Origin of the sequence: Roseovarius sp. AK1035 (assembly GCF_003288315.1) — a bacterium.
GTDB lineage: Bacteria > Pseudomonadota > Alphaproteobacteria > Rhodobacterales > Rhodobacteraceae > Roseovarius > Roseovarius mucosus_A.
The window spans coordinates 426,040-439,237 of the sequence record NZ_CP030099.1 but is presented as its reverse complement, the minus strand read 5'-3'; the positions used below and the strand labels follow the sequence as shown (position 1 = coordinate 439,237).

Annotated in this window: 11 protein-coding genes and 1 tRNA gene; 6 read left to right on the top strand and 6 right to left on the bottom strand. The window is 63.6% G+C overall.

Going from position 1 to position 13,198, the window contains the following annotated elements; all coding sequences use genetic code 11:
* Nucleotides 1-22: 22 nt before the first annotated feature.
* The 6 genes from puuE to RAK1035_RS02150 all read left to right on the top strand — a co-directional run bounded on the left by puuE (nt 23) and on the right by RAK1035_RS02150 (nt 5,115).
* The gene (gene puuE / locus RAK1035_RS02175; RefSeq protein WP_008279261.1) at nt 23-1,177 is read left to right on the top strand and encodes an allantoinase PuuE; all 1,155 of its coding nucleotides are present in this window, start codon (nt 23-25) and stop codon (nt 1,175-1,177) included.
* Complete coding sequence (locus RAK1035_RS02170) at nt 1,174-1,671, top strand: ureidoglycolate lyase (RefSeq protein WP_008279260.1); 498 nt, start codon at nt 1,174-1,176, stop codon at nt 1,669-1,671. Before puuE ends, RAK1035_RS02170 begins: the two co-directional genes overlap by 4 nt.
* Entirely contained in the window at nt 1,668-2,486 is an 819-nt protein-coding gene (locus tag RAK1035_RS02165) for a bifunctional allantoicase/(S)-ureidoglycine aminohydrolase (protein WP_008279259.1), read from the top strand. Before RAK1035_RS02170 ends, RAK1035_RS02165 begins: the two co-directional genes overlap by 4 nt.
* 92 nt (nt 2,487-2,578) lie before the next feature.
* A complete protein-coding gene (locus tag RAK1035_RS02160) occupies nt 2,579-4,021 on the top strand; it encodes an NCS1 family nucleobase:cation symporter-1 (RefSeq protein ID WP_037296703.1) in 1,443 nt (480 codons plus the stop codon).
* 97 nt (nt 4,022-4,118) lie between these two features.
* Nucleotides 4,119-4,194, top strand: a tRNA-Val gene (locus RAK1035_RS02155).
* Between the two features lie 372 nt (nt 4,195-4,566).
* Nucleotides 4,567-5,115 (top strand): fasciclin domain-containing protein, encoded by a 549-nt coding sequence (locus tag RAK1035_RS02150; protein ID WP_008279257.1) that lies wholly within the window; start codon nt 4,567-4,569, stop codon nt 5,113-5,115.
* A gap of 131 nt (nt 5,116-5,246) precedes the next feature.
* Here the strand turns inward: RAK1035_RS02150 and RAK1035_RS02145 are convergent, their stop codons facing one another.
* From RAK1035_RS02145 to moaB, 6 genes are all read right to left on the bottom strand, one after another.
* Nucleotides 5,247-6,293, bottom strand: a complete 1,047-nt coding sequence (locus tag RAK1035_RS02145; RefSeq protein ID WP_008279256.1) for a threonine aldolase family protein — start codon at nt 6,291-6,293, stop codon at nt 5,247-5,249.
* On the bottom strand, nt 6,293-6,763 hold the full coding sequence (locus tag RAK1035_RS02140; protein ID WP_008279255.1) for a YcgN family cysteine cluster protein: 471 nt from the start codon (nt 6,761-6,763) through the stop codon (nt 6,293-6,295). Before RAK1035_RS02140 ends, RAK1035_RS02145 begins: the two co-directional genes overlap by 1 nt.
* Nucleotides 6,760-7,698 carry a bifunctional riboflavin kinase/FAD synthetase gene (locus RAK1035_RS02135; RefSeq protein WP_008279254.1) on the bottom strand — a complete coding sequence of 313 codons (939 nt, stop codon included), beginning with the start codon at nt 7,696-7,698 and terminating at the stop codon, nt 6,760-6,762. The genes RAK1035_RS02140 and RAK1035_RS02135 overlap by 4 nt, the downstream gene beginning before the upstream one ends.
* 42 nt (nt 7,699-7,740) lie before the next feature.
* Complete coding sequence (locus RAK1035_RS02130; RefSeq protein WP_008279253.1) at nt 7,741-11,091, bottom strand: efflux RND transporter permease subunit; 3,351 nt, start codon at nt 11,089-11,091, stop codon at nt 7,741-7,743.
* 5 nt (nt 11,092-11,096) lie between these two features.
* On the bottom strand, nt 11,097-12,548 hold the full coding sequence (locus RAK1035_RS02125) for an efflux RND transporter periplasmic adaptor subunit (protein ID WP_008279252.1): 1,452 nt from the start codon (nt 12,546-12,548) through the stop codon (nt 11,097-11,099).
* A 105-nt stretch (nt 12,549-12,653) separates the two neighbouring features.
* Nucleotides 12,654-13,196: a molybdenum cofactor biosynthesis protein B gene (gene moaB, locus RAK1035_RS02120; protein ID WP_008279251.1), complete on the bottom strand. Its 543-nt coding sequence runs from the start codon at nt 13,194-13,196 to the stop codon at nt 12,654-12,656.
* Nucleotides 13,197-13,198 lie beyond the last annotated feature (2 nt).

Sequence of the window (13,198 nt, the reverse complement as noted above, 5' to 3'; positions counted from 1 at the left end):
CACGACCCCCGGAGGTGATGACATGATCCGCTATCCCAGAAATTTGCGTGGCTACGGCCCAAACGCCCCCGATCCGCAGTGGCCCGGTGGGGCGCGGATCGCGGTGCAATTCGTGCTCAACTACGAAGAGGGCGGTGAAAACTGCCTGCTGCATGGCGATGCCGCGTCAGAGGCGTTTCTGTCGGATATTCCGGGGGCCACGCCTTGGCCCGGTCAGCGCCATTGGAATATGGAATCGATCTATGACTACGGCGCGCGCGCGGGGTTCTGGCGGCTGCATCGCCTCTTCACCGGGATGGGCGTTCCGCTGACCATATACGGCGTCGCCTCAGCCCTTGCGCGCAGCCCCGAACAGGTCGCCGCCATGCAAGAGGCCGACTGGGAAATCGCCAGCCATGGCCTCAAATGGGTCGATCACAAAGACATGCCCGAGGCCGAGGAACGTGCCGCCATCGCCGAGGCGGTGCGCCTGCATACAGAGGTGACAGGCACCCGCCCACGCGGCTGGTATACAGGCCGATGCAGCGTCAATACCGTGCGCCTTGTCGCCGAAGAGGGCGGCTTTGATTACATCTCGGATTGCTATGACGATGACCTGCCGCATTGGATGGAATTCGGCACCCGCGATCAGCTGATGATCCCCTATACGCTGGAATGCAACGACATGCGCTTTGCCGCGTCGCCCGGATGGGTCACGGGCCGTGACTTTGAATCCTACCTGACCGATACCTTTGACACGCTCTATGCCGAAGGGCAGGCGGGTGCCCCCCGGATGATGACCGTGGGCCTGCATTGCCGCCTGATTGGCCGGCCGGGCAAAATAGCGGGCCTGCGCCGCTTTATCGACCATGTGCAGCGTCACACAGACGTTTGGTGCCCCCGCAGGATCGACATTGCCGATCACTGGGCGGCCACACATCCGCACCGCCGCTTTGAGCGCCCCAGCCAGATGGACCGCGCGCGCTTTGTGGAGGTGTTCGGCCCGCTGCTGCCCGCCCCGTGGATCGCGGACCGCGCATGGCAGATAGAGCTTGGCCCCGCCCATGATAGCGCTGTTGGTCTGCTCAACGCCTTTAGCCGGATACTCCGACAGGCCACCCCGTCCGAGCACGGCGACCTGACCTGTGCCGCGCTTGAGGCGCAGACTTTGCCCCGCTTGCAGGCGCTTTTGCCATGACCGGCGCAGGCCTCATGGCCCAACCGCTGACCGCCGCCGCCTTTGCCCCCTATGGCGATGTTCTTGAGGTGGCAGGCGCCCCCGACCGGATGATCAACGCAGGCCTCTGCGGGCGGTTTCACGATCGTGCGCGGCTTGATTTTCTCGACGGGCGCGCCGGTATCAGCCTTTTTGATGCCGAGGCCCGGCACCTGCCCTATGCGCTCGACCTGATGGAACGGCACCCTCTGGGCTCTCAGGCGTTCATCCCGCTCGACAACGTGCCAATGCTGATCTGCGTGGCCGAGGATACCCATGGCCGCCCCACCACCCCGCGCGCCTTTCTCAGCCAGCCGGGGCAGGGGGTCAATCTCCTGCGCAATGTCTGGCACGGCGTGCTAGCCCCCATCGGGCGGGCCGGGCGCTATGCGGTGATCGACCGGATCGGCCCCGGTGACAATCTCGAAGAATATCACTTTGACCAGCCTCTGACCGTGGAAGGACCACAGCCATGACCAAGCGCAGCTATTACACCCCCCAAGGCGGCCTGCCGCCGCAAACCCAGCTTTTGACCGGGCGCGCCGTCTTTACCGAGGCCTATGCCGTGATCCCGCGCGGCACCATGAGCGATATCGTCACCAGCTATCTGCCCTTCTGGGACAAGGCGCGCTTTTGGGTTCTGGCGCGGCCCCTCTCGGGCTTTGCCGAGACCTTCTCGCAATATATCGCCGAGGTGCAGCCGGGCGGTGGCTCGGATCAGCCCGAAACCGAACAGGGGGTCGAGGCCGCGCTTTTCGTGGTCGAAGGCGCGCTGCGCCTGACAGTGGACGGGCAGACGCATGAGATGACCGAGGGCGGCTTTGCCTATATCCCGCCGGGCACCCCGTGGACGCTGCGCAACACGGCCGACAGGCCGGTCAAGTTCCACTGGCTGCGCAAGGCCTATCAAGCGGTGTCCGGTCTCGACCATCCGCCGGTGATGGTCGTCAACGAAAACGACATCGCCCCAGTGCCGATGCCCGACACCGATGGCGGCTGGGCCACGACCCGTTTCATGGACCCCGCCGACCTGCGTCACGACATGCATATCACCGTCGTCACATTTCAGCCCGGCGCAGTGATCCCCTTTGCCGAAACGCATGTGATGGAACACGGGCTTTATGTGCTGGAGGGCAAGGCGGTCTATCGCCTCAATCAGGATTGGGTCGAGGTCGAGGCAGGCGATTTCATGTGGCTGCGCGCCTTCTGCCCGCAGGCCTGTTACGCGGGCGGTCCAGGGCCGTTTCGCTATCTGCTCTACAAGGATGTGAACCGGCATATGGCGTTGTGATACGGGGGCGCTGCCCCCGGACCCCCGAGGTATTTCGGGCCAGATGAAACGTCAGAGAAAATCCAAAAATGCGATCGGTCAGGGAGGACGCAATGACAAGCATAGACCACGGGCATGTGCCCACAGGCAACACGATGGACCCAGAGGGAAACACCCTCAATCCGGTTGGCGCGAATGAGAAGACATGGGGCTGGTTCGCCATCTTCAACGTCTGGGCCAATGATGTGCAGTCGCTCTTTGGCTATTCGCTCGTGGCGTCGCTTTTCATCTCGTATGGGGTCAGCGGCTGGACTGCTTTTGCCGCCCTCATCGCGGCGGGGCTCTTTACCATGTGGATGGTCAACCTCTCAGGCGCTGCGGGCGAGAAATACGGCATCCCCTATCCGGTGCTGGCCCGTGCCAGCCTTGGCACCAGCGGCGCGAAACTGCCCGCGATCCTGCGTGCGACCGTGGCGGTGTTCTGGTACGGCGTGCAGGTCTATTTTGCCTCAACGGCGGTGGCACTCCTGATCCGCTCGATCACCGGCGCGAGCGGCGGCGCGGAAATCCTTGGTCTCACCGGTATCGACTGGCTGTCGTTCTTCATCGTCTGGGCCTTTCACATCGTGATCTTCTGGCGCGGCATGAACTGGGTCGAGACCTTTCTCAACATCGCGGGCCCCTTCGTGTATCTTGTGATGATCGGCCTAGTTATCGTGCTCTGGCAACGCTCTGACGGGCAGCTTTTGTCTGCCGCAGGCACGATCTTTGCCAATCCCGACGCGAGCTTTGCCAGTGAATTCAACGGGTTTGTCGCCATCGTCGGCACCATGGTGGCCTATTTCGCAGCCGTGATGATCAACTTCAGCGACTTTTCCCGCTATGCCAAGGACCGACCCACCATGCTCTTGGGCAACCTCACCGGCCTACCTTTCAACATGATCCTCTTCTCGGCGCTGGCGCTCTTGACTACGGCAGGGGCGGCAGTGGTCTTTGGCGAGGAAATCACCAACCCGAGCGAGATTGTCGAGCGCACCGATTCTGTGCTTTTGGGCATCATCGCCGCGATCACCTTTTTTGCCGCAACCGTTGGCATCAACCTTGTTGCCAATTTCATCCCGGCTGTAAACGGCATCGCCAATCTCGCCCCCGGCAAGATCAGCTTTCGTCAGGCGGGGCTGATTACGTCGGCCTTCGCGCTTATCATCGGCGGGCTCTGGACAAGTTTCATCAGCGAATTCGGCATCGGCGGCTTTGTCAACACATTGGGCGCGACGCTGGCCCCGATCTTTGGCATTATGATCGTGGATTACTATGTTCACCGCAAAGGCCATCTCGACCTTGACGATCTCTATGACATGCAAGGCGGGCGCTATCACTATCAGGACGGCTGGAACCGCACGGCGGTGATGGCCTTTGGCCTCGCGGCGGTCTTTTCGGTGGCAACCGTCTGGGTGCCGTGGTTCGGCTTTCTCTCGGGCTATAACTGGGTAATCGGCGCAGTCTTGGGCGGCGGGATCTACACCCTGGTTGCCAAGAGCCCCGCACGGGTCTAGGCCCCACGCCCTACGCGGCGGGCCGGCACAAAACCCTGTGCCCGCCGCGTTCAAACCCCTTGCGTTGGCCCCGCCGCTTGGCTATCACGCAGCCCACGGGTGATTAGCTCAGTTGGTAGAGCGCTTCGTTTACACCGAAGATGTCGGGAGTTCGAGTCTCTCATCACCCACCATCCCCACTTTCTCAATGCTTTCATATGCTTGGCACTGCCCTCTTCGCTAGTCGCGCAGGGATTTGCTGTTCTTTGCCAATGGTGTGTCTCCGTCTGCGCCCGCATGGCAGCTTTGGGCGTGCCGCGCAAACTCGGGTCAGGCGTCAGGGTCGTTGTGCGATCCTTCCGGGTCAAGGGCCCCGCAATGTCTTCCAGATCGTTTCGTCTGCCCAATGATCAGCGCTTCAACTCCTACAAATCTCGCCTTGTGAGGCGCGGCTCCGATACTCTGGTGAAATAAACTTTGGGCTGTCTGAAACTTTTGCGTCTTGGCTGACGTGGCTTTCCCATCAGCGGCTCAGACGAGCCTTTGACAACAAGGGAGAACGACAAATGACCTTCAAGACCTTTCTGAGCACGGCCACCGCCATTGCCCTTGGCACTGCCGTTTATGCCGCCAATCCAACAGTCGGCGGCGCGCCGATGCTTGTAGAGCGCAACATCATCGAGAATGCTGTCAATTCGCCGGTCCACACGACGCTGGTTGCGGCGGTGAAAGCCGCCGATCTGGTCGAGACATTGCAGGGGCCGGGGCCGTTTACCGTGTTCGCGCCGGTGAACGATGCGTTTGCGGCCCTGCCCGCCGGCACGGTCGACACGCTGCTGATGCCAGAGAACAAGGCCATGCTGCAAAAGGTCCTGACGGCTCATGTGGTTGCCGGTGATTGGTCTGCCGCCGACATCATCGCCGCCGCGCGCGCCAGCAAAGATGGCTTTTACCACTTCAACGCCGTGTCGGGCGACGCGCTGTCGGCACAAGTCAAAGGCAACAACGTCTACATCCTTGATGAAAGCGGCAATGCGGCCCGTGTAACGGTGGCGGATGTAGACCAATCCAACGGCGTGATCCACGTGATCAACGCTGTTCTCGTGCCAAAGTAATACCCCCACACTGGCACGGGATCTGCCCCTCCGCCGCACGGATGGCGGGGGGGTTTTACGCAGCTTGATGCGGTTACACTTTCTGAAAACCCATGCGCGCGCCGATCGGTGTCGGGTGCCCGTCGGTCGCCTCAGCCTCGCGCAATCTCCAGAAACCGTGCGATCTGTTGCTCTGTCACAGACCAATCGCACACGAACCGCGCCATCAAGGGCTCGTCTGCGGCCCCGCTCTCTAGCGGCCCTTCGTAGAGCCCATAGACCGCCCCTGCCGCCTTGAGGCGCTGATGCGTGGCACGGGGCAGGCGGGCAAAGATCATGTTCACGTCGCGCCCAAACACCATCTCAGCCCCCGGCACATCGCGCAATCCGGCCTCTAACAGCGCGGCGCGGGCATTGGCCTCTTGCGCGGTGCGCAGCCACAGGTGCTCGCGCAGATACCCCAGCATCTGCGCCGACAAATACCGATGCTTTGATACCAGATGCGCCGACCGTTTGCGCCGCAACTCGAATTCCCAGGCATTCTCGGGGTTAAAGAAAATCACCGCCTCAACACCCAGACAGCCATTCTTGGTGCCGCCCATGGATACCGCGTCAATACCCACCTTCCATGTCATTTCCGCAGGGCTACAGCCCAAGGCCGCCACCGCATTGGCAAAGCGCGCCCCGTCCATATAGCAGGGCAGCCCATGATCACGCGCGACCCCGCAGAGCGCCGCAATCTCGGCGCAGGTGTAAATGCGCCCGCGCTCTGTCGCCTGTGTCAGGGCCAGCGGCCCATGCTGCGGATTATGCACATCGCCCGCGGGCCAGAGCGCAATCGCGCGGGCCAGATCCTCGGGCGTCATCTTGTCGGCCTCGCCCACAAGGCTCAGCTTGGCCCCGCCGGTGAAAAACTCGGGCGCGTTGCATTCATCGGTGTGGATATGCGCCAGCGGCGTGCAAAACACTGTCTGCCATGGCTCGGACAGCGTGGCCAATGCCAGCGCATTGGCCGCTGTGCCGGTGGCCACCAGATAAACGCTGGCTTGCGGGGCCTCGAACACATCACGCAGCCGGTCTCGCACCTCGTTCATTGGTGCGTCTGTGCCATAAGAGGGCATATGCCCGATATTGACCTCCGCCATCGCCTGCATCACGCCGGGCAATGCCGGGCCGGAATTGTCAGAGGCGAATTGCATCAGAGCGGCTCCTCGATGATGTGATCTTCCCAATCCTCTTCGGGCACCTCGAATTCGGGCAGGGTGCGGTGCCGCATCGACACGCCCGCCTCATGCACGCTGTTCGCATCCCCGGAAATCAGCGGATGCCAGTCAAACAGTGGCTTGCCCAGATACAGCAGCTTGTAAGCGCAGGTTTCCGGCAGCCAATAGGCATGGCTTTCAATTGTATGCGGCTTGAGCGTGATGCATTCGGGCACGAATTGATGCCGGATCGGATATTGCGCACAGAGACAACTGGTATCGTCAAACAGGCGACAGGCCACGCGGGTAAAGGCCACCTCGCCGCTCTCCTCATCCTCCAGCTTGTTCATGCAGCATTTGCCGCACCCATCGCACAGCGCCTCCCATTCCGCGCGCGTCATGCGGTCAAGGCGGGTTGTCTCCCAATAGCGCGGGCGCAATCCGCTGCGATTGATAGGCTCACTCATAATGCGGCCAAAACGCTGCGAGCGCGCAGGCAATCGGCATCCATCTGCGCGATGAATGCTTCCAGGCTGTCGAATGTGGCCTCGGGGCGCAGGTATTCTATCAGCCCGACCGACAGGTTGGCCCCATAAAGATCGCCGGTAAAGTCAAAGATGAAGGTCTCGACATTGGCCTCTTCGCCCTGAAACATCGGCCGCACGCCCAGTGAGGCCGCGCCGTGATACTGCCCCTTATGCGGCCCATCCAGCACATCGACCAGCACCGCATAAATCCCGAACTTGGGCGGATGCAGCCCCTTGATCGACATATTGGCCGTGGGATAGCCCAGCGTGCGCCCCCGCTGCTCGCCGCCAATCACCGGCCCGTCGATCCGGTGCCAATGGCCCAGCATGGCCGCAGCGGCGCGTGGCGCGCCTTCGCTCAGCGCGGCACGGATTGCGGTCGAGGACACTTGCCCGCTTTCGCCCTCCAACAGCGTGGCGATGGTCACGCCAAACCCCATCTCACGGCCAAACTCTTGCAGTATCGCGGCATTGCCCGCCCGTCCCTTGCCAAAACAGAAATCCGACCCCACCACCACATGCTTCAGGCCCAGCCCATCACGAATGACATTTTCCGCAAAGGCGCGCGGGCTCAGCGCCGCCAGACCCGCGTTGAACTTGATCTCATAAAGCCGCTCAACCCCCAGCTTTTCCAGCCGATGCGCCCGCGCCTCGCGGCCCATCAGGCGAAAGGGGGGCGCGTCAGGCGCAAAATACTCGCGCGGATGCGGCTCGAATGTCAGGATACCCAAAGGCGCACCGATGCGCTCTCCCGCCGCGCGCGCCAGTTCGATGACCGACCGATGGCCAATATGGACACCATCGAAATTGCCGATGGCGACGCTCGCGCCCCGGTCGGCGTCGGTGACATAGGTGTAATCACGGATGATACGCATGGCCAGAGGGGTAGCGCCGCAGCGCCGCCGGTGCAAGAGCGTTCAAGCGCTGCGCGGGCGGCGCAACGCAGTGGCAAGATAGACCAGCACGAGACCAAGCGCGCTACCCAACAGAAAGAACACCAGCGCTGCGGCCATCGGCGGCAGCGGTATCATCCCCGCCAGCAGCCCCGGCAAATCCCCCGTCACCACGACCCATCCCATTGTCGCCCCGAACCAGCCCAGCACCATCGCCACCGCTGCCCCCAGCACCCCCTGCAACCCGGCGCGCCGCCCGCGCAATCCCCGCCGAAGCGCGGTCACAGGCCGCGACAGGTCTTGCCCGATGGCCAAAAGGGCAGGCACCACCAACAGCACCAAAATCATGCCAAAGGCCAAACCGTAAACCAGCGTGATGACCGTAGGTTTCAGGAATTGCGCCTGTGTGGATCGTTCAAAAAGCAGCGGGGCCAGCCCCAGAACCGTCGTCAGCGTGGTCAGCACCACCGCGCGCAGCCGGTCGGCGGTGCCCTCGATAATCGCCGGGATCAGCCCGCGCGTCTTGGCATGCTCGTCAATCGACGTGACCAGCACGATGGAATCGTTGATGATGATGCCCGTCATGCCCAGCAATCCCACCACTGTGAACATCGACAGCGGCACGTCCCATTGCGCATGGCCCCAGATCGTGCCCACCAGACCAAAGGGAATGATCGCCATCACCACCATGGGCCGGGTCCAACTGGCAAAGACCAGCGAGAGCACCAGATACACCCCCAAAAGGGTTGCCATCAGCCCCAGCCGCGCATCGGCCATGAATTCATTTTCTTGCTCATTCAGCCCCGCCAGCCGGTATTCCACCTGATAGCGCGCCGCGACATCGGGCAGGATCTCGGCCTCCAGCGCGCGGGAAATCTCGGCGGCGCGCGCGGGGTCATCCTCGGATATATCGCCCGTCACCGTCACCAGCCGCAGGCCGTTTTCTCGCCGGACCGATGCAAAGCCGGTGCGCGCCTCAACGCTGACCACATCGACCAACGGCACATATTGCCCGCCCGGCGTGCGCAATTGCATCCGTTCCAGAAAATCGGCGGTCAACTCGCCCTCGGGCAGTTCAACCCGCACCTCTGCCGACCGTGGCCCGTCCGGGTATGTGGCGGCCTCGATCCCGCTCACCCGGTTGCGCAGGGTTTGCCCCAAATCGTCGATGGTAAAGCCAAGCGCGGACCCCTGCGGTGTCAGGTCCAAAATCAACTCGGCCTTGTCATAGGCGAGCGAGTCCTCCAGCCCCGACACCTCCGGATACCGCGCCAATGCCGCCTTCAGCGCTTCGGCGGCGGATTTGAGCTGCTCCGCCTCCGCGCCATAAAGCTGGATATCCAGCGCATCGCCCCCCGGCCCCGCCCTCGATCCGCGAAAGCTCAGCGTTTCGGTCAGCGGATGCTGCACCACCCGCTCTTGCAGATCGGCGACAAAGGCGAAACTGGAATAGGGCCGCAGATCGGCATCAATCAACTCGATGGAAATCCCCCCCTGCAAATCCGCCTCGCGCGTGTCCGACCCCGAAAGCCCGCGCCCCGCAGCGCCGCCCAATTGCGCCACCACATAGGCAAGCGGGTTTGCCCCATGCTCGGCCTCATACTCCGCGCCCAACTCTTCGGCGGCCTGCTGCAACGCGCGCATCTGTGCCAGCGTATCCTCGCGCGTGGCCCCCGGCAGCATGGCAAAATTGCCCGTGACACTGCCCTGCTCGGGCGCGTTGAAAAACCGCCATGTCACATCGCCGCGCACGAAACTCGCCACTTGCGTGGCCAACAGCAGCACCGCCGCCGCCAACACGGCATAGCGGCCCCGGATCACCCAAGCGATGAGGGGGCGAAAGGCACGGTCGCGAAACACGCGGAACCCCCGGTTCACCACCCGGCTTGGAATGTCATACCAATGCTCGCGGGCGGAATGGGCCAGCGCATGGGCCATATGGTTGGGCAGGATCAGGAAACACTCGATCAGGCTCGCCACCAGCACGGCAATCACAGTAAAGGGAATGTCATAGATCAGATCCCCGAACCGCCCGCCAATCACCGCCAGCCCGAAAAACGCAATCAGCGTGGTCAGCGTGGCGGCAAAGACCGGCAGCGCCATGCGCGCGGCGGCACGCTCCGCCGCAACCATCGGCGGCTCGCGCAGGCGACGATGCCGCGCATCGGCATGTTCGCCCACCACGATGGCATCATCCACCACGATCCCCAGCGTGATGATCAAGGCGAACAGCGAAATCATGTTGAGCGTCAGACCGGCCGCATACATGAATGCCATCGCCGCCAGCATCGCCACCGGGATCCCCGCCGCCACCCAGAATGCGGTGCGGGCATTGAGGAACAAAAACAGCAGCCCCACCACCAGCGCCAAACCCGTCAGCGCATTTTCCACCAGCATCGCAATCCGGCCGGAAATCGCCTCGGCCCGCGTGCGGATCAGGTCGATGCTCACGCCCTCGGGCAGAGTGTCGGCCATGCGGTCAGCCACCCGCTGCACCTCGGCCTGAATATCGAGCGCATCGCCCCGCGCAGAGCGGTCCACCCGCACGCTCATCGCTGGGGCCTCGCCCACATAATAGGCCAGCGCCCGCGTCGCGCCCTCAACCCGCACCCGGCCCACATCGCCCACTGTCAGCGCGCTGCCATCGGGGGCAATCCGCAGGGTGATCGCGGCAATATCGCGGGCGCTGCGTTTCTGCGTGCCGGTGCGCAGGCGCGTATTGGCCCCGGTCATATCCCCCGCCGGATCGGTGGTGATCTCGGCGGCGATAGCGGCGGCAATCTCGGCCATGGTGATGTCATGGGCAATCAACGCCTGCCCCGGCACCTCGATCACCGTTTCAGGGGCCGCGACGCCCTCGATCGTGGTGCGGGTCACGCCCGCATCGAACAGGCGCGTGACCAGCTCATCCGCCAGCCGCGCCAGTTGCTCGGTGCCGACCGGCCCGGTGATCACCACATCCGTCACCTGATCGCGCCATGCCCCGCGTCGGACCACCGGCTCATCGGCCTCTTCGGGCAGCGTGGTGATGATATCAAGCGCGGCCTGCACCTCATCCGCCGCGCGGCCCATATCCCAGCCCGGCTCGAATTCCAGCGTGACCAGCGCGCTATTCTCACGGCTGAGCGAAGTGGCCGCTTCGACCCCCTCAACCGCCAAGAGCGCCGGTTCCAGCACCTGCACGATGCCGCCGTCCACATCTTCGGCGCTTGCCCCCTCCCATGCGACCGACACGCTCACATTGTCGATCACCACATCGGGAAAGAACTGCGCCCGCATTTTCGGCAAGGCCATCAGGCCCAAGGCCACCATCAGCACCAACAACAGATTGGCCGCCGTCCGGTGCCGCGTGAACCATGAAATCAGCCCCGCCATGCCGCTCAGCCCCCGATGCGGCGTTCCAGCCGTTCCACCGTGCTCAGCGACACCTCGGGCTGTTCCAACTGCGCCAAAAGGCGGCGCTTGGCCTCTTCGGGCATGTCGGTGCTGGCCTCAACATAGGCCCTCAGCCGCGCCCGCCTGTCTGGGCTGAGGGTGACAGTGCCCGCCTCTGGCACGGCCTCGGCACTCTCCAGCTTGCGCACCTTGATCCCTGCGCCCAGAACCGGCGTGCGCTCGGCCACCACATCGCGCCCCGCCAATCCCGGCGCCGACACCAGAATGTCATTGCCCTGCCGCCGCAAAAGCGTGACCGCCACCGCCTCCAGCCGCTCTTCGGCATCAATCACCAACACCTGCCCATCCGGCCCCAGCGCCGTGGCAGGCAGGCGAATGGCGGCCGCCAACACCGGCTCCTCGACGCTGACAGTTACAAAATCGCCAGGCTTCATCGCAGGTGCCGTCTCCAGCGTGGCAAAGATCAGCCGCCCGCTTTCGCCCTCGGCCAGCGCCGCGCCCTGCCGCGTGATCCGCCCCACTGCGTTCAGATCCACCCCGCCGGTATCCAGCGTCACCGTCACCACCGCGTCAATCAACCCGCCGCTCTCATCCAAAAGCCGCGCATATTGCGCGGTCGAAACGCGAAACGCGACTTCCAGCGCTGTGCCATCCACCAATTGCGCCAGTTGCTCATTGGCCGCCACCAAACGGCCCGCGACCACGCTCACCTCGCTCAGCGTGCCGGTAAATCCGGCGGTGATCCGCGTCTCTGCCAACCGCCGCTCCGCCTCGGACAGCGCCAGTTCGGCCCGCGCCGTGGCGGTTGCCGCCTGATCTATCCGCGCCTCGGCCAAGGCCAGCGCCTGACGGCTGGCCAGCACCGCCTGACGCGCCTGCACCACGTTGAATTCGGCGCTCTCCACAGCGGTCAGCGTACCCACGCCGCGCGCCTCCAGATCACGTTGCCGCGCCAAGGCACGGTCTTGAATGTCTGCCTGCTCGCGCCGCGCGGCCAACTCGTCGCGCGCCAGTTCCAGCGCGCGCGCCGCCTCGCGCGCCTCGGCGCGGGCGTCCATCAGGTCGGTGCGCGCCCGCTCCAACGCGCTCTGGGCATCGGCGGGATCAATCCGCGCCAGAAACTGCCCGGCGCGCACCATGCCGCCTTCGACAAACTCGGGCGCCAACTCTGTGATCACCCCCGTCGCCTGCGCGCGAATTTCCAGCGTGCGGCGGCTTTCGATCTGGCCAAAGGCTGTCAGGGTTGGCGCGATCTCGGCCTCAACCGCGCGCACCGTGCGCACGGTAAAACTGCGCTCATTGCGCTCAGGCACCCGCACCTCGCGTGCCATACGCTCTTGCACGGCGCTGACAACGGTCTGTCCGGCATAGGCCAGCAGGCCCAAGGTGAGCGAGACCAGAAAGAGCCCGATCAGCCCCTGACGCAAAAACCGCATAGTGCGCAACCTCTTGAACCGGCCCTGCAGACGGGCTGACCCCTGTAATGTAACCCCGACCTACAGAATGCCAAGCCGGGCGCACAGGTCATACGCCGCCGCCCGTCACTTCCGGCGCTTATGCTCGTCAAGTCGCGGCATGATCTCCACAAAATTGCAGGGCCGATGCCGATAATCGAGCTGATATTTCAGGATTTCGTCCCAGGCATCCCGGCACGCCCCCGGGCTTCCGGGCAGCGCAAACAAATACGTGCCCCCCGCCACGCCCCCCGTGGCGCGGCTCTGCACCGCAGAGGTGCCGATCTTCTGCATCGACACAATGGTAAAGACCGTGCCAAAGGCGTCTATTTCCTTCTCATAGACATCGCGATGCGCCTCAACCGTCACATCGCGCCCCGTCAGACCCGTGCCGCCCGTGGAAATCACCACATCAACCTCAGGATCGGCAATCCATTCGCGCAATTGCTCGGCCACCTGATCCCGCTCGTCCCGCACGATCATGCGATCCGCGAGGATATGCCCCGCCTCCTCGATCCGCGCCACCAACGTATCGCCCGAGCGATCATCAGACATATCGCGGCTGTCCGATACGGTCAGAACCGCGATACGGACAGGGATGAACTCCTTGCTCTCGTCAATACGGGACATGG